This is a genomic window from Pseudacidovorax sp. 1753, assembly GCF_040544975.1.
GTDB lineage: Bacteria > Pseudomonadota > Gammaproteobacteria > Burkholderiales > Burkholderiaceae_C > Xenophilus.
This window is the reverse complement of sequence record NZ_JBEPKY010000017.1, coordinates 67,954-88,038: the sequence shown is the minus strand read 5'-3', so window position 1 is coordinate 88,038 and position 20,085 is coordinate 67,954. Positions and strand designations below refer to the sequence as shown.

At 71.2% G+C, this 20,085-nt stretch carries 20 protein-coding genes; 8 read left to right on the top strand and 12 right to left on the bottom strand.

Features of this window, described 5'->3' with window-relative positions; genetic code table 11:
• Nucleotides 1-218: 218 nt before the first annotated feature.
• Complete coding sequence (locus ABIC63_RS20935; RefSeq protein WP_354321210.1) at nucleotides 219-572, top strand: hypothetical protein; 354 nt, start codon at nucleotides 219-221, stop codon at nucleotides 570-572.
• Nucleotides 573-587: 15 nt separating this feature from the next.
• Here ABIC63_RS20935 and ABIC63_RS20930 read toward each other — a convergent pair whose 3' ends face one another.
• The 10 genes from ABIC63_RS20930 to ABIC63_RS20885 all read right to left on the bottom strand — a co-directional run bounded on the left by ABIC63_RS20930 (nucleotide 588) and on the right by ABIC63_RS20885 (nucleotide 11,006).
• Nucleotides 588-2,054 (bottom strand): efflux transporter outer membrane subunit, encoded by a 1,467-nt coding sequence (locus tag ABIC63_RS20930; protein ID WP_354321209.1) that lies wholly within the window; start codon nucleotides 2,052-2,054, stop codon nucleotides 588-590.
• On the bottom strand, nucleotides 2,051-3,103 hold the full coding sequence (locus tag ABIC63_RS20925) for an efflux RND transporter periplasmic adaptor subunit (protein WP_354321208.1): 1,053 nt from the start codon (nucleotides 3,101-3,103) through the stop codon (nucleotides 2,051-2,053). Before ABIC63_RS20925 ends, ABIC63_RS20930 begins: the two co-directional genes overlap by 4 nt.
• Entirely contained in the window at nucleotides 3,100-3,315 is a 216-nt protein-coding gene (locus ABIC63_RS20920; protein WP_017759557.1) for a DUF1656 domain-containing protein, read from the bottom strand. Before ABIC63_RS20920 ends, ABIC63_RS20925 begins: the two co-directional genes overlap by 4 nt.
• A complete protein-coding gene (locus ABIC63_RS20915; protein WP_354321207.1) occupies nucleotides 3,312-5,477 on the bottom strand; it encodes an FUSC family protein in 2,166 nt (721 codons plus the stop codon). The genes ABIC63_RS20920 and ABIC63_RS20915 overlap by 4 nt, the downstream gene beginning before the upstream one ends.
• A 1-nt stretch (nucleotide 5,478) precedes the next feature.
• On the bottom strand, nucleotides 5,479-5,970 hold the full coding sequence (locus ABIC63_RS20910; protein WP_354321206.1) for a MarR family winged helix-turn-helix transcriptional regulator: 492 nt from the start codon (nucleotides 5,968-5,970) through the stop codon (nucleotides 5,479-5,481).
• 157 nt (nucleotides 5,971-6,127) lie between these two features.
• Nucleotides 6,128-7,006 carry an ABC transporter permease gene (locus tag ABIC63_RS20905; RefSeq protein WP_017759172.1) on the bottom strand — a complete coding sequence of 293 codons (879 nt, stop codon included), beginning with the start codon at nucleotides 7,004-7,006 and terminating at the stop codon, nucleotides 6,128-6,130.
• The gene (locus tag ABIC63_RS20900; RefSeq protein ID WP_081682194.1) at nucleotides 7,003-7,902 is read right to left on the bottom strand and encodes an ABC transporter ATP-binding protein; all 900 of its coding nucleotides are present in this window, start codon (nucleotides 7,900-7,902) and stop codon (nucleotides 7,003-7,005) included. Before ABIC63_RS20900 ends, ABIC63_RS20905 begins: the two co-directional genes overlap by 4 nt.
• A gap of 70 nt (nucleotides 7,903-7,972) precedes the next feature.
• Nucleotides 7,973-8,923: an ABC transporter substrate-binding protein gene (locus ABIC63_RS20895; RefSeq protein ID WP_354321265.1), complete on the bottom strand. Its 951-nt coding sequence runs from the start codon at nucleotides 8,921-8,923 to the stop codon at nucleotides 7,973-7,975.
• 67 nt (nucleotides 8,924-8,990) lie between these two features.
• Nucleotides 8,991-10,001 carry an ABC transporter substrate-binding protein gene (locus ABIC63_RS20890; RefSeq protein WP_017759169.1) on the bottom strand — a complete coding sequence of 337 codons (1,011 nt, stop codon included), beginning with the start codon at nucleotides 9,999-10,001 and terminating at the stop codon, nucleotides 8,991-8,993.
• A 111-nt stretch (nucleotides 10,002-10,112) separates the two neighbouring features.
• On the bottom strand, nucleotides 10,113-11,006 hold the full coding sequence (locus ABIC63_RS20885) for a TauD/TfdA dioxygenase family protein (protein WP_354321205.1): 894 nt from the start codon (nucleotides 11,004-11,006) through the stop codon (nucleotides 10,113-10,115).
• 297 nt (nucleotides 11,007-11,303) lie between these two features.
• On the opposite strand from ABIC63_RS20885, the gene ABIC63_RS20880 reads away from it, so the two are divergent.
• From ABIC63_RS20880 to ABIC63_RS20850, 7 genes are read left to right on the top strand one after another with little or no spacing between them, the layout of a single operon-like run.
• The gene (locus ABIC63_RS20880; RefSeq protein ID WP_354321204.1) at nucleotides 11,304-12,272 is read left to right on the top strand and encodes a sulfonate ABC transporter substrate-binding protein; all 969 of its coding nucleotides are present in this window, start codon (nucleotides 11,304-11,306) and stop codon (nucleotides 12,270-12,272) included.
• Between the two features lie 29 nt (nucleotides 12,273-12,301).
• Nucleotides 12,302-13,135, top strand: coding sequence for an ABC transporter permease (locus ABIC63_RS20875; protein ID WP_354321203.1), 834 nt, complete (start codon nucleotides 12,302-12,304; stop codon nucleotides 13,133-13,135).
• A 3-nt stretch (nucleotides 13,136-13,138) separates the two neighbouring features.
• On the top strand, nucleotides 13,139-13,960 hold the full coding sequence (locus ABIC63_RS20870; protein WP_354321202.1) for an ABC transporter permease: 822 nt from the start codon (nucleotides 13,139-13,141) through the stop codon (nucleotides 13,958-13,960).
• A 48-nt stretch (nucleotides 13,961-14,008) separates the two neighbouring features.
• Nucleotides 14,009-14,803 carry an ABC transporter ATP-binding protein gene (locus ABIC63_RS20865; RefSeq protein ID WP_354321201.1) on the top strand — a complete coding sequence of 265 codons (795 nt, stop codon included), beginning with the start codon at nucleotides 14,009-14,011 and terminating at the stop codon, nucleotides 14,801-14,803.
• Nucleotides 14,804-14,828: 25 nt separating this feature from the next.
• Nucleotides 14,829-15,770: a TauD/TfdA dioxygenase family protein gene (locus ABIC63_RS20860; protein ID WP_354321200.1), complete on the top strand. Its 942-nt coding sequence runs from the start codon at nucleotides 14,829-14,831 to the stop codon at nucleotides 15,768-15,770.
• 43 nt (nucleotides 15,771-15,813) lie between these two features.
• Nucleotides 15,814-16,923 carry an ABC transporter substrate-binding protein gene (locus tag ABIC63_RS20855; RefSeq protein ID WP_354321199.1) on the top strand — a complete coding sequence of 370 codons (1,110 nt, stop codon included), beginning with the start codon at nucleotides 15,814-15,816 and terminating at the stop codon, nucleotides 16,921-16,923.
• Nucleotides 16,920-18,251, top strand: a complete 1,332-nt coding sequence (locus ABIC63_RS20850) for a sulfatase family protein (RefSeq protein WP_354321198.1) — start codon at nucleotides 16,920-16,922, stop codon at nucleotides 18,249-18,251. The genes ABIC63_RS20855 and ABIC63_RS20850 overlap by 4 nt, the downstream gene beginning before the upstream one ends.
• A gap of 62 nt (nucleotides 18,252-18,313) precedes the next feature.
• On the opposite strand, the gene ABIC63_RS20845 is transcribed toward ABIC63_RS20850, so the two are convergent.
• Both ABIC63_RS20845 and ABIC63_RS20840 read right to left on the bottom strand, forming a co-directional pair.
• Nucleotides 18,314-19,069: a sulfite exporter TauE/SafE family protein gene (locus tag ABIC63_RS20845; protein ID WP_354321197.1), complete on the bottom strand. Its 756-nt coding sequence runs from the start codon at nucleotides 19,067-19,069 to the stop codon at nucleotides 18,314-18,316.
• A gap of 88 nt (nucleotides 19,070-19,157) precedes the next feature.
• A complete protein-coding gene (locus ABIC63_RS20840; RefSeq protein WP_354321196.1) occupies nucleotides 19,158-19,973 on the bottom strand; it encodes a MetQ/NlpA family ABC transporter substrate-binding protein in 816 nt (271 codons plus the stop codon).
• Nucleotides 19,974-20,085: the final 112 nt, after the last annotated feature.

The following is a 20,085-nucleotide window of genomic DNA, read 5'->3' as shown; positions in this document are numbered from 1 at the left end:
GCGCCTCGGGGGCGCCTTGTTGTGAGGGGAAGCTGGCGAGTCTAAATGCCTGGCGACCGGCGTCGGCCCTGGCACTTGGCGACAGGGCGTGTCTCCCGGCGGCCTACAGGGTGCCACTGGGGCTGCCGACATGGGCGTGCCTGGATGCGCTCGACAGTGCCTGCACGGCCGCAAGAGGGACCATCCCGATTTCCGCAGCCATGCCTCAGGAGGTCGCCATGCACTTCGACATTCCCACCCATTGCACTGCATTGCTGCGCGAGCGGGCGTCGCCGGTCCGATGGCGCAGCGGTGTGCTGGCCGCCCTGGCCCTGGGCGCGAGCGCGGCGGCATTGGCGCAGGCGCCGACGGCGCAATCGCCTCAGGCCGCCGCTGGCGACGCGGTTCGCATCCCCTTGTTCACGGCCGACCCGCGGCCCTCGCCCATGGGGGCGCCGACGTCGGATCGGTCCGTTCGCCCTTCCTCCGGGGCACCGTTGGCCATGGGCGCTTCTGTGCAGGTCGGCTGGACTGCACCGCTGGCTCCTTCCCCGATGCGTCGCCTGGGCGTGGAAATGGCGGCGGTCCGCTGAGCGGCGCCGGCCGGCTCATTCCCAGCCACCGCCCAGCGCCATGAACACGGCGACCTGCTCCTGCGCCACGCGCGTCTGCGCGGCGGCCAGGCTGGCTTCGGCGCTGGCCAGCGAGCGCTGGGCATCCAGCGTGTCCAGGTAGGCGCTGCGCCCGCCCACGTACAGGCGCTGTGCCTGGCTGGCGACCTGCGCGCTGTCGTCGCGCGCCCGCTGGAGCGCCTCCACGCCGACCAGCTCCTGCCGGTAGGCCGACAGGGCGGTCTCCGTTTCGCGAAGCGCCTGCAGCACGGTGCCGTCGAAGCTTGCCAGCGCCATCCGGGCCGAGGCCTCGGCCCCGGCGATGCGGGCGCGCGCGGCGCCGGTGTTGGGCAGGCTCCAGCGGATCAGCGGGCCGATGTTCCAGGCGAAGGTGTCCCGGCCCAGGAAGTCGTCGGCCGGCCCGGACGAGCTGGCCGACAGGCCCAGCGACACCTTGGGATAGAGCTGGGCCGTGGCCACGCCGATGCGGGCCGTGGCGGCGGCCAGTTGCCGTTCGCTGCGCCGGATGTCGGGCCGGCGCCGCAGCAGGGCGGCGCCGTCGCCCACCGGCAGCGCGCCGGCCACCTGGGGCACGGTGGCGCACTGCTGCACCTCGGCCGGCAGCGCACCGGGCGTGCGGCCCAGCCAGGCAGCCAGCTGGTACAGCGCGGCTTGGCGCTGCGCGCGCAGCGCGGGGGGCGCGGCCTGCAGTTGGGCCAGCAGCGCGCGCGAGCGGGCGAGGTCGGTGGCGCCCGCACGACCGGCGTCGTGCAGCCGCTGCACCACGGCCAGCTGTTCCTTCTGCAGGGCGACGGAGTGCTCGGCCACCTTCAGCTGCTGGCCGGTGGCGCAGGCGGTCGCATAGGCGCGCGCGGTACCGGCCGCGGCATTGACGCGGGCCAGGTCCACCGCGGCTGCGGCGGCCGCGGTGTCGGCGTGCGCCGCCTCGGCCGCGCGGCGCAGCTCGCCGACCACGTCGACCTGGTACGACAGGCCCGCGCCCAGGCTGTAGGCGAACTGGTCGGGTGGGCTGACGCCGGGCGCCAGCTCCGACAGTCCCGAGACATGGCCGAAGGCCGGCCCGCCGGACACCGACAGCTGCGGCTGTTCCTCGGCGCGCACCTGGGCCAGGGTGGCCTCCTGGCGTTCCAGGTTGGCGGCGGCCACGCGCAGGTCGGTGTTGTGCGCGAGCGCTTCCTGCACCAGCGTGTCGAGCGTCGGGTCGCGGAACAGGTGCCACCAGCGTGCCGGCAACGGCTCGGCCGAGACGGCGGCCTGGGCGCCCGGGGCCTGCGCCTCCTGGAAAGGCTGGGCCGCGGCCGGGTTTTGCACTGCGGCCTGTGGCGGCACTTGATAGTCGGGGCCCACGGCCAGGCTGCCGCAGCCGGCCAGCAGCAGCGCACCCAGCAGGGCGGGTGCGCGTCGGCCGAAGGCGGCGGCCGTACGGTCGGGGCGCCGGGTCATGCCCGTCCCCCTTGGGCGCGATCACCGTGGCCCGCCGTGGCCGGAGCGGCATGGCCCTGGTCCTGCGGGGCGGCCAGGGCGGCCCCGGCGTCGGCCGCAGGGGCGTGTTCGCGCGCGTGGGTCGCCGTGCCGTGCGCCGCCGCGGCATCGCCTTGCGCCACCACCTCGACCAGCACGGTCTGGCCCGCCACCAGGCCCGTTGCGTCCGGCTGCGCGTCCAGCTGCACCCGTACCGGCACACGCTGCGCCAGCCGCACCCAGTTGAAGGTGGGGTTGACGCTGGGCAGCAGGTTGGCGCCGGTGGAGCGGTCGCGGTCGGCGATGCCGGCGGCAATGCTCTGCACCCGGCCGGCCAGCGGCACGCGGCTGCCCATGGGCGTCACGCGCACGGCGTCGCCGGGGTGGATGCGGGCCAGCTTGGTCTCCTCGAAATAGCCTTCGACGTAGAAGGAGCCGCGGTCCACCACGGCCATGGCGCCGCGGCCGGCGGCGGCGTAGGCGCCGGTGCGCAACTCCAGGTTGGTGACCCAGCCATCGACCGGCGCCCGCACCGTGGCGCGCTGCAGGTTGAGCTCGGCCGTGTGCAGCTCGAGCTCGGCGCGTGCCAGGGTGGCGGCCGCCGCATCGACCCGGGTGCGGGACTGCTCGCGCAGCTCGCGCGGCACCAGGTCCGACAGGCTGGCATTGCGGGCGTCCTCGCGGCGGGCCTGCGCCAGGCTCACCTGCGCCGACTGCACGCCCACGCGCGCCTGCTGCACGGCGAGGGCGAAGCGCGCCGGGTCGATCTCGAACAGCACCTCGCCGGCCTTGACGGCCTGGTTGTCCTGCACGCGCACGGCACTCACCAGGCCCGACACGTCGGGCGCCACCTGCACGACGTTGGCGCGCACGCGGCCGTCGCGCGTCCAGGGCGCGAGTTCGTAGTGGTCCCACAGGCGCAGGCCGGCCCAGACGGCCAGGGCCACCATGCCGAGTGTCAGTAGCACCCGGGCGGATTGGGCCGCCAGGGCGCGGCTGCGTGTCGTCGTTGTCGTTGAAGTCGTTGTCATGAGAGGAATCCTTGGGCGGCCGTCAGTCGGCTCAGCAGAAAGAGGATCAGCACATAGAGCGCGGTGTCGAACAGGGCGGCATGCCAGACCCAGCGGTAGACGCCCAGGGCGCCGAGCAGGCGGCGTGCGCCCCAGCACAGGCCCCAGGCCACCACGGCCAGCACCAGCAGCCAGGGGACGTAGACGCCATAGAACGTGGCTTCGCCGGTCATGCGGGGACTTCCTGGAGGGTTGAAGGCGCGGCCGGCCAGGGCCGCGTGGGATAGAGGTTGCGGCGCAGGCCGACGAGGGCGGCCAGCAGCGCGCGGCGCCCGTCGGCGGCATCGGCTGCCAGGTCGGGCCCAGGGGGCGACGTGCCGGAAGGCAGCAGCGCCTGCAGGCCTTCGTCGATGCGCCGGGCCAGGGCCGGGCGGTCCTGCGCGGCCTGGCCGGTGGTCAGGCCGGCGGGATGCTCGCGGAACAGCCGCGCCACCTGCGCCAGGATGTCCGGCCCCAGCCGGCCCGGCAGCAGCGCGGCATGGCGGCGCAGCGCATGCAGGTCGGTGCCGATGCGCAGGTCCACCAGCGCGTCGTCGGCATTCACGCCGTCCACCGTGCCGCCGGCCTGCGCGATGCGCGGCGCCAGCAGGCCGATGCGGTCGAGCACGCGTGCCGCATGCAGCCGCGCCTGCGCGTCGTCGGCCTGCCGCGGCAGGCGGCCCAGTTCGCGCCAGGTCATGCGCTGGATGCGGCGTGCGCCCCAGTCGGCGCTCACCGAACGCACCAGCGCCGTCACCACGGCCGCCGCGGCCACGCCCAGCACCTGGCCGATCATGGCGTTGACGAAGCTGGCGAAGTCGGCCTGGCCGGTGTCGTGCAGCGAAAGCGTGCCGATCACGCCCGACAGCAGCAGCGCCATCGCCTTCATGAAGGTGGCCGGCCGGCCCAGGTAGACGCCCAGCACCAGGAAGGCCGGGGCGCACACCAGGGCCAGCGTGGGCAGGTCCACCACCAGGGGCATCAGCACCAGCACGTACAGGGCCGCCAGCGGCAGCGACAGCAGCAGCACCTTGAGGAAGGCGTAGATCGACGGCGCCGGGTCGTCCATGCCCGCGAAGAAGGAGCAGAAGACGGCCGCCATCATGGCCATGGCGGAGCCGCCGGGCCAGCCGGTGAAGATCCAGAAGGCGGAGCACAGGCAGATGGCCAGCGCCGCCGCCAGCGCGGACCAGGCGGCCATGCCCACGTCGCGGTGCAGCACGTCGCGCGCCGCCGGTGCGGCGCGGCCGGTGGTCGCAGGCAGCGGCACCGGGCGGCCGGCCAGACCGGCGTCGATCTGCTGGCGCAGCTGCACGCAGGCGGCCCAGGCGTCGATCAGGGCTTCCAGCCGCACGGCCAGGCCGGTGCGCAGGGCCAGCCTCCAGGCATCGGGCTCGGCCGCGGTTGCGGTTGCGGTTGCGCCCAGGCTCCGGGCGGCGGCGTGGAGTTCGGCCAACGCAGCGTCGGGCAGGGGCGTGGGCGTGCTGCCGGGCGCCGTGCGGCCGCTGTCGGCCAGGCGGGCGAGCACCTCGCCCACGGTGCGTTCCACGTCGGCCGGCAGGCGCCCGTCGGCATCGCGCAGGGCCTGCAGCCGGTCGTCCACGGCCGAGGCGAAGGGCGTGAGCGCCGCCACCTCGTGCTGCAGGGCCCGCACGGCGGACGCCGTCCACTTGAGGTGGCTGGTGTCGAAGGGCACATGCGTGGCCATCACGCGCAGCTGCGAGATATCGCCCGCCAGCTTGCGGCGCGCGGCCTGCCGGCCGGCGGCGGCGTTCGGCGCGGCCTGCACCATGCCGCGCAGCCAGGCGCCGGCATCGGTCAGCGTGCGGTCCATCAGGCCGATCAGCGTGGGCGCCATGCTCACCGGCCACACCAGGCTGTGCACCAGCGTGCCGCAGACGATGCCGATGGCGATCTCCTGCACGCGGGCCGAGGCCGTGTCGAACACGCCCAGCGGCGCGCCCACCGACGGAAAGCCGATCAGCGCCGCCGAGTAGCCGGCCAGCATGAAGAGGTAGGAGCGGGGCGTGCGGTCGAGCAGCGAGACGAACAGACACAGCGCCACCCACAGGGCCAGCGCCAGCGTGAGCAGCTCGGGCGCGTCGACCAGCGCCGGCACCAGCAGCAGCGTGGCCGCGCAGCCGAGCAGGGTGCCGAGCAGGCGGAACACCGCCTTGGAGCGCACCGCGCCAGCCAGCGGATTGGCCACGATGTAGGTGGTCATCAGCGCCCAGAAGGGCCGGGGCAGGCCGGCCCAGCTCGCCACCGTCATCGCGAGCATGGCGGCGCCGAAGCATTTCGCGGAAAAAAGCATCTCGGCCGCGCTGAAGCGCGGCAACTGGCGGGGCAGGCGCATGTCAGGACTCCGAGGCGGCGCCGCCCCGGTCGGCCTTGCCCAGGCGGGTCCAGAGCGTGCCGAACACGCGCAGGCAGGCGCGCACGTCCTCGGCGGGAATGTCCTGGAACAGCTCGGTGCGCAGGGCATTGAGCGCTTCCTCGATGCGGGCCTGGATCGCGGCGCCGGACTCGGTCAGGTGCAGCGTGCGGGCGCGGCGGTCGGTCGGGTCCTCGCGCCGCTCTACCAGGCCGGCGCCCACCAGTTGGTCCAGCGTGCGGATCAGCGTGGGGCCTTCGATGCCCAGCAGGTCGGCGATCACGCCCTGGCGGGTGCCGTCGCCCTGCCGGCCAATGGTCACCAGCGCCCAGCCGGCCGCCTGCGAGATGCCCAGGTGCGCCACCGCCCGGTCGGCTGCGGCGCGATAGGCGCGCTGCAGCAGGCTGAGCGTGAAGGTGAGGTTGCGCAGCTCGGCGGGATCGGCGGCGGAAGCGGGGAGGGCGGCATCGGACATGCCCTCCAATATAGTTAGCTAGCTATCTATTTGCCGACGAGCAAGGGTTAACCCTTGTCCGTGAGGCGGTCTTCGCTGCGGGCCGGGCCCGCGGCACGCAGACCGACAAGGCGGTCGTCCCGCCCGGTTGCCGACGGTTCGGCGCGTGCGCCCGTCATCAGCGCTGCTGCCCCCACTTGCGCACCGTCAGGCGCTCCAGGGTGGCGAAGCCCAGCCCTTCCACCAGCAGCCCGATGATCACCACCAGCGCCAGGCCGGCGAACACGCGGTCGGTGTAGAGCTCGTTGCGGTTCTGGAAGATGTACCAGCCAAGCCCGCCCTTGCCCGAGCTGGCGCCGAACACCAGTTCGGCCGCGATCAGCGTGCGCCAGGCGAAGGCCCAGCCGATCTTCAGGCCCGACAGGATGGCCGGCAGCGCGGCCGGCACCAGGATCTGCAGCACGTAGCGCAGCCCGCCCAGTCCGTAGTTGCGACCCGCCATGCGCAGCGTCTCGGGCACGGCCTGGAAGCCGGCATAAGTGTTGAGCGCCAGCGGCCAGAGGACCGAATGCACCAGCACGAAGATCAGGCTGCCCTGGCCCAGGCCGAACCACAGCAGCGCCAGCGGCAGCAGGGCGATGGCCGGCAACGGGTTGAACATCGAGGTGAGCGTGCCCAGCAGGTCGCGGCCCAGCTGGGTGGAGACCGCCAGCGAGGTCAGCAGGAAGGCCAGCCCGACCCCGAGTGCATAGCCCTGCACCAGCACGCCCAGCGAGATGGCGGTCTTGGCGATCAGTTCGCCGCTGGCCAGCCCATCGAAGAGCGCGCGGGCGGTGGCGCTGGCCGTGGGCAGCAGCAGGTCGTTGTCCTGCCAGCGTGCCAGCAGCTCCCACAGCAGCGCCAGCGCCAGCAGGATCAGGCCCTTGCGCAGCCAGGTCTGGCGCCACAGCCGCGTGGACCACGGCAGGGGCCGCTCGACGGCGCTGGCGGTGAAGGGTTCGAGCGCGTGTTCGTACTCGGGCCGCACGGGCGGCAGCGGGGGAAGGATGGCACTCATGGCGTGGGGCCTTGGTCGGCGCCGCGCGCCGGCGCGTCGAACAGCAGGTGATGGATGCGCTGGGCGGTGGCCTGGAACTCGGGGCTGCCCTGGCTGGCGAGGTCGAAGCCGTGGCTGTTGATCTCGGCCCGCATGCGGCCCGGGTGCGGCGACAGCAGCGCGATACGGCTGCCCACCACCAGCGCCTCTTCGATGGAGTGGGTGACGAAGAGCAGGGTGAAGCGCAGCTCTTCCCACAGGGCCAGCAGCTCTTCCTGCATGCGGCGGCGCGTCAGCGCGTCCAGGGCGGCGAAGGGCTCGTCCATCAGCAGCACACGCGGCTGCATGGCCAGCGCGCGGGCGATGGCCACCCGCTGCTTCATGCCGCCCGACAGCTGGTGCGGATGCACGTCGGCAAAGCGGGCCAGGCCCACACGGTCCAGCCAGTGCAGGGCGCGCTCCTCGGCTTCGCGCCGGCCCAGCGTGCGCGAGGCCAGCAGCGGGAACATCACGTTCTGCTTGACCGTCTTCCATGGGGGCAGCTGGTCGAACTCCTGGAACACGACGATGCGGTCCGGACCCGGGCCCTGCACGCGGCGGCCGTCCAGGTGGATCTCGCCCTCGGCGGGCGGGATGAAGCCGGCGATGGCCTTGAGCAGCGTGCTCTTGCCGCAGCCCGAGGGCCCCAGCAGCACGAAGCGCTCGGCCTGATGCACGTCGAAACTGACCTGGTGGGTCGCGCGCACCACGTGCTCGGGCGTGCGGTACTCCAGGCTCACACCCTGCACCTGGAGCAGGGCGGTGCGGGCGGCATCCGCGTGGGCCGCGGGGGGCTCGGACCGGCGTCGTGGCAGGGGTGCAGCGGCACGCGCCGGGGAGGGCGCGGCACGCAGAGTGGCTGTGGCAGCGGCGGTCATGGCAAGGATGAAGAGAAAAGGGTGGCGCGGGTCGTCCGGGGGCGGTTGGGTGGCAGGGTGGGCAGCAGCATCAACTGCCCGGCCGGCTCCACGCCTCCTCGAAGAAGAAGTCCTTCCACGAGGCCGCCTGGTTGCGCAGCACGCCCAGCTTGAACAGCGCGTCGGCATAGACCTGGCTGCGCTGCGGCGAGACGGTGAAGTCGTTCTCCGGGTCCTGCACGATGCGGCGCACCAGGGCCGGGTCGAGCCGGGAGTTCTGCACGCGGATGAAGATGTCGGCCGCGGCGGCCTTGTCGGCCTTCACGATCTGCTCGGCCTCCACCAGCGCGTTGTAGAAGGCCTTGTAGACCAGGCGGTTCTCGTCGCGGTACTTCTGCGTGGTGTAGAGCACGTTGAAGGTGGCCGGCCCGCCCAGGATCTCGTAGCTGCTGATCACCTTGTGCACCGCCGGGTTGGCGGCCAGGGCCTGGTAGTAGAAGGGCGCGCTGGAGAAATGGGTGTTGACCTCCGAGCCGCCCTTGATGAGCGCGGCCGTCGCATCCGGATGCGGCAGGCTCACGGAGATGTCGTCCAGGCGCTTGAAGTTCTCGCGGCCGAAGACGCGCTCGGCCTCGATCTGCAGCACGCGCGACTGGAAGCCCACGCCGGCCGCAGGCACCGCGATACGGTCCTTGGGACCCAGGTCCTTCAGCGTGCGCACCTGCGGGTTGTTGCTCAGCAGGTAGTTGGGCAACGCGCCCAGCGCGGCCACGGCCTTGACGTTCTGGCGGCCCTTCGTGCGGTCCCACATCGTGAGCATGGGCGGCACGCCGGCCGAGACGATGTCGAGCGAGCCGGCCAGCAGGGCCTCGTTCATGGCCGTGGCGCCGGAGATGGAGGACCACTCCACCTCGACCACGGGCACGCCCAGTGCCTTGGCGTGTTTCTCGATCAGCTTGCGGTCACGCACCACGTCCAGCAGCAGATAGCCGATGCCGAACTGCTGGGCGATGCGGATGCGCCCTTCGGCGCGGGCCGCCATGGCGCCCAGGCCGAGCGCAGCGGCGGCGCCCGTCTTCAGGATGTCGCGTCGATTCAGCACGGCCATCTCAGTTCGATTGCGCGTTCAGCACGTCGTCGAAGAAATAGTCCTTCACCGACTGCGGCTGGTTCTTGATGGCGCCCACGCGGTGCATGAACTGGCCCAGCGCCAGCGTGTTCTGCGGCTCGGTCTTGAACTGCACCTCGGGGTTCTTGATGATCTTCAGCAGCAGCGCGCGGTCGGTCTTGGCGCCACTGACCTTGAGGTAGATGTCGGCCGCCTGCTCGGGCTGGCTGCGGATGAACTGGGCCGCCTCGTCCAGCGCGGCGACGAAGGCCTTGTAGGTCTTGGGGTTCTCGGCCCTAAATTTCTCGGTGGCGTACAGCACCGTGGCCGACGAGGGGCCGCCCAGCACGTCGTAGGAATTGAGCACGATCCGGGCGTTGGGGTTGCCGGCCAGTTCCTGCTCCTGGAAGGGCGGGTTGCCGAAGTGGCCCGTGATCTCGGTGCCACCCTTGATGATGGCCGCGGCGGCATCCGGGTGCGGCAGCGCGACGCTGATCTTGTCCAGCCGCGCGAAGTCCTTGTCGCCCCACAGCTTGGCCGAGGCCAGCTGCAGCACGCGCGACTGCACCGACACGCCGACGGCCGGCAGCGCGATGCGGTCCTTGTCGGTGAAGTCGGCAATGGACTTCACGTTCGGGTTGTTGGTGACCAGGTAGTAGGGAAAGTTGCCCAGCGAGGCCACGCCCTTGACGTTCTGGCGCCCCTTGGTGCGGTCCCACAGCGTGAACAGCGGGCCGACGCCGGCGCCCGCGATGTCGATGCTGCCCGACAGCAACGCGTCGTTGACGGCCGAGCCGCCCGACAGCTGCAGGAACTCGACCTTGGCGTCGATGCCTGCGGCCTTGGCGTGCTTCTCGATCAGCTTCTGTTCCTGCGCCACGTTCAGCAGCAGGTAGACGATGCCGAACTGCTGGGCGATGCGGATCTGGCCTTCGGCATGGGCGGCCAGCGAGGCGGTGGCCAGGCCGGCGGCGGTGAGCAGCGCGGCCAGGCGGCGGGCGATGGGTTTCATGGGCTTCCTCTCCAGGATGTGTTGGGCGCGGGTCTTTTTCGGAAGCCGACCTGGGGTCGTCTTCCCGTCCCTGTCGGCCGAGTGAGGCGGCTGTTCGGCCGCCTGGGGTGATCAGAAGGGCTGGTCGCCCTCGATGGTGGTGCGGTAGAGCTTGCGTGGCAGGTGGTCGGGCGTGCCCGCGGCCAGGTGCGTGACCGAGCGGTTGTCCCAGAACACCAGGTCATGCGGTTGCCACTGGTGGCGGTACTGCAGGGCGGGCTGCGTGCTGTGCGCGAACAGCTCGGCCAGCAGCGCCTGGCTCTCGTCCTCGGGCAGGCCCACGATGCGGGTCGTGAAGTGCTCGCTGACGAACAGCGCCTTGCGGCCGGTCTCGGGATGCGTGCGGACCACCGGGTGGACCACGGGCTTCACTTCCTCGAGTTGTGCGGCCGTGAGGGCCGGACGCCAGGGGCTGCGGGCCCGCAGCTCCTCGTACTTGGCCAGGTAGCTGTGCTCGGCCTGCAGCGTGGCCACGCGGGCCTTCAGCGCCTCGGGCAGCGTGTCCCAGGCGGCATGCTGGTCGGCGAAGAGCGTGTCGCCACCTTCGGCCGGAAGCACCTGCGCATGCAGCAGCGAGCCGAGGCTGGGCTTTTCCTTGTACGACAGGTCCGAGTGCCAGAAGTGGCCGGCATCGCCCAGCCCGATGGGCGCGCCGTTCTCCTTGATGTTGGAGACGATCAGCACCTCGGGATGGCCGGCGAGCTGGAACTTCTTCTGCACATGGATCTGCAGCGGCCCGAAGCGGCGGCTGAACGCCACGTGCTGGGCCGGCGTGATGCGCTGGTCGCGGAAGACGAGCACCGGATGCGCCAGATGGGCGCGCCGCAGGCGGGCGAAGTCCTCGTCCAGCAGCGGCCGGCCGAGGTCGAGTCCCACCACCTCGGCGGCAAAGCTGCCGGGCAGGGGCCGGATGTCGAATTCCTGGAGAAGTGAGTGGGCGTCGTCGAGAAGGGCGTGAGCGGTCATGGCGGGGCTGTCGGTGTCGGCGCCACCGGCGTGGTGGCGATGGACAGGACTCTAGGGACGCGCCTTCGAAGCGGGAACGACAGAGTTCTCGCTTGTAAACAAGGGAATCATCTAAGGCGGAAAACGACGTTGCTTATGCGGCCAGCAAGCAAGGCCGTCGAGGGGCGGAGCCGGCTCTTCGGCGTCACACCGCCTTGCTCGCTTTGCGAATAAGGACCTGCGAACTGCGCGTTTCCCATGCAAGGCAGGCGGCCCAAGAATCCGCATCCCTTCCTTGCTGCGAGCGCCTGTTCCGACATGACTTTCCCGCTTCCCCTTTCCCGTCGTCGCCTGCTGCAGGTGGGCACTGCCGCTGCGGGCGGCGTGGCCTTCGCGGGTGCGCCCGCCTTCGCCCAGTCCGCTTCGCGCGAGCTGCGCATCGGCAACCAGAAGGGCATCCTGAGCCTGCTCAAGGCCCGCGGCACGCTGGAGCAGCGGCTGGCGCCGCTGGGCGTCAAGGTGAGCTGGACCGAGTTCACGGCCGGCCCCGTGCAGCTGGAAGCGCTCAACGTCGGTTCCATCGACTTCGGCGATGTCGGCGAGGCGCCGCCGATCTTTGCCCAGGCCGCCGGTGCGCCGCTGGCCTATGTGGCGGCCACGGTGCCACGGCCCGCGTCGGAGGCCGTGCTGGTGCCCAAGGATTCGCCCATCCGCAGCGTGGCCGACCTCAAGGGCAAGCGCGTGGCCTACAACAAGGGCAGCAACGTCCACTACTTCCTGGTCAAGCTGCTCGAGAAGAACGGCCTGGCCTATGGCGACGTGCAGTCGGTCTTCCTCCCGCCGGCCGATGCGCGGGCGGCCTTCGAGAAGGGCTCCATCGACGCCTGGGTGATCTGGGACCCCTTCCTCGCCGCCGCCGAGAAGACGCTGGGCGGCCGCATCCTGGCCGATGCCACGGGCGTGGTGGGCAACCGGGCCTACTACTTCTCGTCGTTGCCCTATGCCGAGAAGAACCGCGACATCACCAAGGTGCTGATCGAGGAGATCTCCCGCATCGACAGCTGGGGCGCGGCCAACCGCGATGCCTTCTCGGCCGAGCTGGCGGCCATCTGGGGCCTGCCCAAGCCGGTGGTGGACACCACCTTCGCTCGCGTGCAGTTCGGCACCGGTCCCATCACCCGCGCCATCCTGGCCGAGCAGCAGCAGATCGCCGACACCTTCTACGCGCTCAAGCTCATCCCGAAGCCGATCAAGGTGCTGGAGGCCGCGGCCTCGGGCCTGGCGTGAGCGGCGCTCTGCCTGCGTCCCCGCCTGCGATGAGCACACCCGCCCTTCATCTTCCCCTGCCGGCGCGTGCCGTGCCGGCACCTTCGGCATGGCGCCAGCGGCTGAAGGCTTCAGCGCTGCGCCTTGCCGGCTGGCCCTTTCCGCTGGCAGTCCTGCTGCTCTGGTGGGTGGCGGCCGATCGGGCCTGGGTGGCACCGCAGGTGCTGCCGGCTCCTGCCGCGGTCTGGGCCACGCTGGTCGACCTGGTGCGCACCGGCGAGCTGTGGCCGCATCTGGGCGTGAGCCTGGCGCGCGTGCTGGCCGGCTTTGCCGCCGGCACCGCCATCGGCCTGCCGCTGGGCGTGGCGATGGGTCTGTGGCCACGCTTCAAGGACTACGTCTATCCCTTCTTCAAGGCCTTCAGCCAGATCCCCGTGCTGGGCTGGCTGCCGCTTTTGATGCTGCTCGTGGGCATCGACGAGACGCTCAAGGTGCTGCTCATCGCCAAGGCGGCGCTGGTGCCGGTGGCGCTCAACACCTTCAAGGGCATCGAGGGCGTGCCCACCCGCTACATCGAGGTGGCGCGGGTGCTGCGCTTCACGCGCTGGCAGCTGCTCGCCAAGGTGGTGTTTCCCGCGGCCTTCGCGCCCATCTGGAACGGCATCCGCTACGGCTTCACCCATGCCTGGCTGGCGCTGGTGGTGGTGGAACTGCTGGCCTCCAGCGAGGGCATCGGCTTCCTGATCGTCTATGGGCGCCAGCTGTTCCAGCTCGACGTGGTGCTGGCGGCCGTGGTGGTGGTCGGCGCGGTGGGCTTCGCGCTCGACCGGTTGCTGGCGGCCGTCGAATCCCGCCTCACGCGCTGGCGTCGCCCGGGGTTCTGAGCCATGACATCCCCGTCGAACACCCAGGCCGCCACCGCGCGTGCCGACCGCCACCCCGTGCCGGCCGCGTTGCGCGGCTGGGTGCTGCCCCTGGCCCTGCTGCTGCTCTGGTGGGCCGCCGTGCAGTTCAAATGGATCGACTCGCCGCTGCTCGTGTCGCCCCAGGCCGTGTGGCAGCGCGCCGTCGCCTACACCGCCAGCGGCGAACTGCGCGTGGCGCTGGGCGCCAGCCTGTGGCGCGACCTGGCCGGCTTCGCCATCGGCGCCAGCGGCGGGCTCGTTTTCGGACTGCTGCTGGGTCTGTCGCGGCCGGCCGAGCGGGCGCTGGGCCCCAGCTTCCACACGCTCAAGCAGATCTCGCTGTTCGCCTGGATCCCGCTGATCTCCGTGTGGTTCGGCCTGGGCGATGCGGCCAAGGTGGCCTTCCTGTCGCTGGCGGCCTTCTTTCCGGTGGTGCTCAACACCTACGAGGGCATCCGCAGCGTGCCGCGTGAGCTGGTGGAGGTGGCGCGGGTGCTGCGCTTCACCCGCTGGCAACTGCTGTGGCGCGTGGTGCTGCCGGGCGCGACGCCCTCGATCTTCGCGGGCATCCACCTGGCGCTCATCTATGCGTGGCTGGCCACGCTGGGCGCCGAGTACCTGCTGGTCTCGGGCCAGGGCATCGGTAACACCATGATCGATGGCCGCGAGCATTTCAAGATGGACCTGGTGCTTTTCGGCGTGGTGGTGGTCGGGCTGGTCGGCTTCGCGCTGAACTGGATCGCCACCCGCATCGAGCGGCGCCTGCTGGCCTGGCGCGGGCAGTCGGTGGCGCGCTTCCAGTGACGGCGTGACGGCCTCGCTCCCATTCCTCTTCTTCGATCCGGGTTCCCCATGAGCCATTCCGAGGCCGGCACGCTGGCCATCCGCCATCTCTCCAAGCAGTACGAGGTCGAGGGCCAGCCGCTGCCCGTGCTGCAGGACATCTCGCTGGACATCGCGCCCGGCGAATTCGTCAGCATCGTCGGCACCAGCGGCTGCGGCAAGTCCACGCTGCTGCGGCTCATCGTGGGGCTGGAGGCCGGCTTCGACGGCGAGCTTCTGCTCGACGGCCGCCCCATCGCCGGCACGGGCCTGGAGCGCGGCATCGTGTTCCAGGAGCACCGGCTCTTTCCCTGGCTCACGGTGCAGGACAACGTGGCGCTGGGCCTGATCAACGCGCCGCTCACCGAGGCCCAGAAGGCCCGGCAGGTGGCCGACCACATCGCGCTGGTGGGCCTGCGCGGCTTCGAGCGCGCCTGGCCGCACCAGCTGTCGGGCGGCATGTCGCAGCGCGTGGCCATTGCGCGCGCGCTGGTCAGCCGGCCCGAGGTGCTGCTGCTGGACGAGCCCTTCGGCGCGCTCGACGCCATGACCCGCGCCCACCTGCAGCAGGAGCTGCAGCGCATCTGGCAGGCCGAGGGCATCACCACCGTGCTGGTCACGCACGACGTGGAAGAGGCCGTCTTCCTCGGCGACCGCGTGGTGGTGATGGCGCCGCGGCCCGGGCGCATCCAGCGCGTGGTGCCGGTGCCGCTGGCCCATCCGCGGCGCCGCGCCGACCAGGCCTTCGTGCAGATCAAGGATGCCGTGCTGGCCGAGTTCACCGGTCCCGCCGAGGTCGAAGGCGAAGTCGCTCTCGCGGCCTGATTCGTTTCGTCAACAGGAGAGGTCCATGTCCGTCCAGAAATTTCCCGTCCGCATCGAGCCCATCGACATCGCCGGCCGCTACCGCCACATCCGGCCGCAGCCGCAACAGCCCAACTTCGCGGCTCGCATCGAGGGCGTGGACCTGACGCAGCCCATCGGCCCCGAGGTGCGGGCCGAACTGCAGCAGGCACTGCTGGACTTCGAGGTGCTGTTCTTCCCGGCCCAGCCGCTCACGCCCGAGCAGCACGTGGCACTGGCCGCCGTCTTCGGCGAGCTGGCGCCCGGCGCCTTCTTCCCGCGCAAGGACGGTCATCCCTTCGTCGAGGTGATCGAGTTCGACGAGAAGCGTCCGCCCGAGATCAACATCTGGCACAGCGACCTCACCTGGCTGCCGCAGCCGCCCAACGGCACGGTGATCCAGATCACCGAGCTGCCGGCCCAGGGTGGCAATACCGCCTGGGCCAGCCTGAGCAAGGCCTTCGCGGCCCTGTCGCCCGGCCTGCAGACCTATCTCGAAGGCCTGACGGCCACCCACACCTGGGAGATCAGCGGCTGGCGCCAGGCGCTGGAGAAGTACGCCGGCCTGCAGGGCCTGACCGATGCGCTGCGCAAGTACCCGCCGGTGTCGCGGCCGGTGGTGCAGGTGCATCCCGAATCGGGGCGCAAGGTGCTGTTCGTCAACGAGAACTTCACCCGGCACATCGATGGCGTGCACTTCCGCGAAGGGCGCGGGCTGCTCGAATTCCTGCGCGAATGGATCGTGCAGCCCGAATTCGTCTACCAGCACAAGTGGGAGCCCCACGGCATCGCCGTGTGGGACAACCGCAGCACCCAGCACTACGCCCTGACCGATTACTGGCCGCACCGCCGGGTGACGCAGCGCGTGACCTTCAATGCCTTCGGCACCACGCCCACCACCCAGACCACCCGCGCCGCGGTGGTGGACGAGAGCACGGCCACCGCCTGAGCGCCCCCTTCCGTATTCCGACTCCTTCATTCCTCCTGCCCGCATGACTGCTGCCTACCCCCGCCGCCGAACGCTCCTGGCCGCCGGCGCCTTCGCCATCGCCGCCACGGCGCTGCCCCTCGCCCATGCCCAGGGCGCTGGCCTGCCCAAGGTCATCCGCCTGGCTGCGCCCGAACAGGGCAGCCAGGGCAAGTCCTTCGCGGGCGCCGGCCCGGTGTCGCTCGCCTATGCGGCCAAGGCCATCGAGGCCGAATTCGCCAAGGACGGCGTGCAGGTGGAGTGGAAGTTCTTCAAGGGCGCCGGTCCCGCCATCAACGAGGGCATCGCCACCGGCCAGCTCGACGTGGTGTTCCTGGGCGACCTGGCGGCCGTCATCGGCCGCGCCAGCGGCCTCAAGACCCGGCTGGTGGCCGCCTCCGGCCGCGGCGCCAACAGCTACCTGGCGACGGCGCTGGGCAGCAACATCCAGGGCTTCAAGGACCTGAAGGGCAAGCGCGTGGCCGTGCTGCGCGGCACCGCCTACCAGCTGCCCTTCGACCGGCTGCTCAAGGCCGAGGGCCTGACCGAGAAGGATGTGCGCTTCACCAACCTCGACTGGCCCACCTCCAAGGCGGCCCTGGTGAGCAAGGACATCGACGCCACCTTCGGCGGCTCGGACCTGCAACTGCTCAAACTGGCCGGCACGGCCGACATCCCGGTCAGCACCAAGGGCCGGGGCGACCTGTACGCCATCCACTCGACCGTGATCGCCACGGACGCCTTCGCCACCCAGCATCCCGAGGCGCTGACCCGCATCGTCAAGGTGCTGGTGCAGCAGGCGCATGCGGCCAGCAGCGGCGCCATCGCCCGGGACGCGCTGTTCCAGCGCTTCGCCGACATCAGCGGGCTGCCGGTGCAGCTCTTCTCGAGCGAGTTCGAGGGCACCGACATCAAGTCCCGCTATTCGCCGCTGCTGGACGAAGGCTACGTGGCGCACTTCGACGACGTGATCGAGGGCGCCAAGGCCGCCGGCATCGTGCGCCAGAGCTTCGACCCCAAGACCTGGGCCGATGCGCGTTTCGTCAACCAGGCACTCAAGGAACTGAAGCTCGAAGGCTTCTGGACGCCCACCAGCGCCGCCAGCGCGCGCGCTGCCACGACCGCGTCCCGATGAGCCGCGCCGCGCCCAACATCCTGTTCATCCTGGCCGACGACCTGGGCTGGGCGGACCTCGGCGTCTATGGCGCCACCGACTTCGCCACGCCGCACCTGGACGCCCTGGCTGGCGAGGGCGTGCGCTTCACCCAGGCCTATGCCAACTCGGCCGTGTGCTCGGCGACGCGCTTCGCGCTGATCACGGGGCGCTACCAGTACCGGCTGCGCGGCGGCCTCGAAGAGCCCATCGCCCGCAGCGGCCATGTGCATGGGCTGCCGCCCGAGCACCCCACGCTGCCCTCGCTGCTCAAGGGCCAGGGCTACGACACGGCGCTCATCGGCAAGTGGCACCTGGGCCATCCGCCGGCCTTCGGGCCGCTGCGCAGCGGCTACGACCGCTTCTTCGGCAACCTGGGCGGCGCGGTGGACTACTTCACCCACAAGCCGGGCGTGGGCGACGCCGTGCCCACCGACCTGTGGGAGGGCGAGGTGCCGGTCGAGCGCGTGGGCTACTACACCCAGGTGCTGGCCGACGAGGCCGAGGCCTATGTGCGCGGCCGGGCCGGCCAGGCGCGGCCCTTCTTCCTCTCGCTGCACTTCACCGCCCCGCACTGGCCCTGGGAAGGACCGGGCGACGAAGCGGTGTCGCGCGAGCTGCGCGACCTCTTCCACTACGACGGCGGCAGCCTGCGCAAGTACGGCGAGATCGTCGAGGCGCTGGACGCCGCCATCGGCCAGGTGCTGGCGGCGCTGGAGCAGACGGGCCAGGCGCGCGACACGATCGTCGTCTTCACCAGCGACAACGGCGGCGAGCGCTTCTCCAAGACCTGGCCGCTGGTGGGCCAGAAGACCGAGCTGCTCGAAGGCGGCCTGCGCGTGCCCACCTTGTTGCGCTGGCCGGCCCGCATCGCGCCGCAGGTGCAGGAGCAGGTGGCCATCACCGCCGACTGGCTGCCGACCCTGCTGGCCGCCGCCGGCGGTGCGCCCCATGCCGACTATCCGAGCGACGGCGAGAACCTGCTGCCCGTGCTCGAAGGGCAGGCGCCCGTGCACCCGCGCACGCTGTACTGGCGCTACAAGGCGCAGGCCCAGCGCGCCGTGCGCGACGGCGACTGGAAGTACCTCAAGATCAACGACAACGAGTTCCTGTTCGATGTGGTGGCCGATCCACGCGAGCGCGCCAACCTGCGCGAGCGCCAGCCCGAGGTGTTCGCACGGCTGCGGCAGCAGTGGCTGGACTGGAACGAGGGCTTCCTGCCGATCACCGACGAGGTGTTCACCCACGGCGTGACGCCCGACGTGCAGGCGGACCGCTACGTGCCGGAGCGGGCCACGCGGGCGCTGTGAGCGCCTGACGGGCCATGCACGGGGGCCTTTGCCAGAGCGAGCCGGCGCCGGACGCAGCCCGCTCAGTGCCAGCGCGCCAGCAGGGAAGGCAGGCCGCCCGCGAGCAACGCGAGCCCCGAGAGCGTCAGCAGGCCCAACACGAGTCGGCGGAACTGTGCCTCGTCCAGCCGGTGATAGAGACGCGCGCCGATCAGCGACGGCAGGAGCATGGACACCGCGGCGACACCCAGCAGCGGCAGCATCGGAGCCGTCACGGCGCCCCGCGCTGCGTATCCTGCGGCCGCGACCGCCAGCATGATGAGGTTGAAGTTCTGGATCAGCGCACGCTGCGCCTGGCGGTCCATGCCACGCAACTGGCACCAGAGCGTCGGCAGCGTGCCCGTGAGGCCACCCAGCGCGCCGAGGGCGCCGCCGGCCAGTCCCACCAGGCCATCTGCGGCGCGGCCGCCACGCACGCGCGGCAGGCGGCGGGCCATGAGCATCGCGGGGCACCAGACCACGAGCAGCAGACCGAGTCCGGCCTTGAAGAGGGGCGCATCGATGCGGGGCAGCAACCACATGCCCAGCGGGACGCCCGCCAGGCCTCCGGCCAGCAGAGGCCACAGCCTCGGCAGGTCAACCGGCCTTCGGCCGGCCGCGGTGGCCGCGATCAACTGGCCGGCGAGGGAGCCGAAGACCGCCAGCACCGCAGCCAGCGGAGGTGGCAGCGTCCAGGCCCAGACGCTCATGGCCACCAGGCCGAAGGCGAAGCCGGACAAGCCCTGCACGAAGCCGCCTGCAGCGGCGCCCATGGCCACGATGAACAGCGTGGAGCTCATGCGACGAATTCCGGTTCTATGTGCGGTGCGCGCACCCTTCGCCGGGGCGAGGCCCGCGTCCAGCGCGGCAGGTGCTGTCCTGCCGCCGTCAGAACGCCGGGATCAGCGCGCCCTTGAAGGTGGTCTCGATGAACTGCCGCACCTCGGCCGACTGGTAGGCCGCGACCAGCTTCTTCGCCCAGGGCTTGTCCTTGTCTGCGCGGCGCACCGCGATCAGGTTGGCATAGGGGCTTTGCGGCGACTCCTTGATGACCGCATCGCGCACGAAGGACAGGCCCGCCTTCTCGGCGTAGTCGTTGTTGATCGAGGCGAGGGTCAGGTCGTCCAGGGAGCGCGGCAGCTGCGCGGCGTCCAGCGGCACCAGCTTGAGCTTCCTGGGGTTGGCCGTCACGTCCAGCGGCGTGGCGGTGTTGTTCTTGACGGCCTCGGGCTTGAGTGTGAGCAGGCCGGCGGACTGCAGCAGCAGCAGCGCGCGGTTGCCGTTGGACGGGTCGTTCTGGATGCCCACCGAGGCGCCCTCGGGCAGCTCCTGCACCGACTTGATCTTGCGCGAGTAGAAGCCCAGCGGCGCGGTGATCGTCAGGCCCACGGGCACGATGTCGTAGCCGCGCGACTTGATCTGGTTGTCCAGGAAGGGCTGGTGCTGGAAGGCGTTGGCGTCGAGGTCGCCGGCGGCCAGTGCCGCATTGGGCAGCTGGTAGTCGCTGAACACCACCACCTGCACGTCGAGGCCGTCACGGGCCGCGACCTTCTTGACCACTTCGAAGATCTTCTCGGCGTTGCCGATCGAGATGCCGACCTTGATGGCCGCCTTGTCCTGGGCATGTGCGGCAGGCACGAGGGCGCCGAGGGAGAGGAGCGAGAGCGCGGCGATGGCGGCACGGCGGCGGAGGAAGAGAGGCATGAAGCAGTGAAAAGCAGAGTGTGCGAACACGGGGTCGCCACTGTGCCGGGCCAGCCGCTGCACCACAACGAAGCATGGTGCATGTCGATATCCGGTGTCCGCATGTCCAGGG

What these genes read in the sequence shown, in the direction of transcription:
- ABIC63_RS20935 (WP_354321210.1), top strand. Translation starts at nt 219, where the DNA reads ATGCACTTCGACATTCCCACCCATTGCACTGCATTGCTGCGCGAGCGG.
- ABIC63_RS20930 (WP_354321209.1), bottom strand. Translation starts at nt 2,054, where the DNA reads ATGACCCGGCGCCCCGACCGTACGGCCGCCGCCTTCGGCCGACGCGCA.
- ABIC63_RS20925 (WP_354321208.1), bottom strand. Translation starts at nt 3,103, where the DNA reads ATGACAACGACTTCAACGACAACGACGACACGCAGCCGCGCCCTGGCG.
- ABIC63_RS20920 (WP_017759557.1), bottom strand. Translation starts at nt 3,315, where the DNA reads ATGACCGGCGAAGCCACGTTCTATGGCGTCTACGTCCCCTGGCTGCTG.
- ABIC63_RS20915 (WP_354321207.1), bottom strand. Translation starts at nt 5,477, where the DNA reads ATGCGCCTGCCCCGCCAGTTGCCGCGCTTCAGCGCGGCCGAGATGCTT.
- ABIC63_RS20910 (WP_354321206.1), bottom strand. Translation starts at nt 5,970, where the DNA reads ATGTCCGATGCCGCCCTCCCCGCTTCCGCCGCCGATCCCGCCGAGCTG.
- ABIC63_RS20905 (WP_017759172.1), bottom strand. Translation starts at nt 7,006, where the DNA reads ATGAGTGCCATCCTTCCCCCGCTGCCGCCCGTGCGGCCCGAGTACGAA.
- ABIC63_RS20900 (WP_081682194.1), bottom strand. Translation starts at nt 7,902, where the DNA reads ATGACCGCCGCTGCCACAGCCACTCTGCGTGCCGCGCCCTCCCCGGCG.
- ABIC63_RS20895 (WP_354321265.1), bottom strand. Translation starts at nt 8,923, where the DNA reads ATGGCGGCCCGCGCCGAAGGGCGCATCCGCATCGCCCAGCAGTTCGGC.
- ABIC63_RS20890 (WP_017759169.1), bottom strand. Translation starts at nt 10,001, where the DNA reads ATGAAACCCATCGCCCGCCGCCTGGCCGCGCTGCTCACCGCCGCCGGC.
- ABIC63_RS20885 (WP_354321205.1), bottom strand. Translation starts at nt 11,006, where the DNA reads ATGACCGCTCACGCCCTTCTCGACGACGCCCACTCACTTCTCCAGGAA.
- ABIC63_RS20880 (WP_354321204.1), top strand. Translation starts at nt 11,304, where the DNA reads ATGACTTTCCCGCTTCCCCTTTCCCGTCGTCGCCTGCTGCAGGTGGGC.
- ABIC63_RS20875 (WP_354321203.1), top strand. Translation starts at nt 12,302, where the DNA reads ATGAGCACACCCGCCCTTCATCTTCCCCTGCCGGCGCGTGCCGTGCCG.
- ABIC63_RS20870 (WP_354321202.1), top strand. Translation starts at nt 13,139, where the DNA reads ATGACATCCCCGTCGAACACCCAGGCCGCCACCGCGCGTGCCGACCGC.
- ABIC63_RS20865 (WP_354321201.1), top strand. Translation starts at nt 14,009, where the DNA reads ATGAGCCATTCCGAGGCCGGCACGCTGGCCATCCGCCATCTCTCCAAG.
- ABIC63_RS20860 (WP_354321200.1), top strand. Translation starts at nt 14,829, where the DNA reads ATGTCCGTCCAGAAATTTCCCGTCCGCATCGAGCCCATCGACATCGCC.
- ABIC63_RS20855 (WP_354321199.1), top strand. Translation starts at nt 15,814, where the DNA reads ATGACTGCTGCCTACCCCCGCCGCCGAACGCTCCTGGCCGCCGGCGCC.
- ABIC63_RS20850 (WP_354321198.1), top strand. Translation starts at nt 16,920, where the DNA reads ATGAGCCGCGCCGCGCCCAACATCCTGTTCATCCTGGCCGACGACCTG.
- ABIC63_RS20845 (WP_354321197.1), bottom strand. Translation starts at nt 19,069, where the DNA reads ATGAGCTCCACGCTGTTCATCGTGGCCATGGGCGCCGCTGCAGGCGGC.
- ABIC63_RS20840 (WP_354321196.1), bottom strand. Translation starts at nt 19,973, where the DNA reads ATGCCTCTCTTCCTCCGCCGCCGTGCCGCCATCGCCGCGCTCTCGCTC.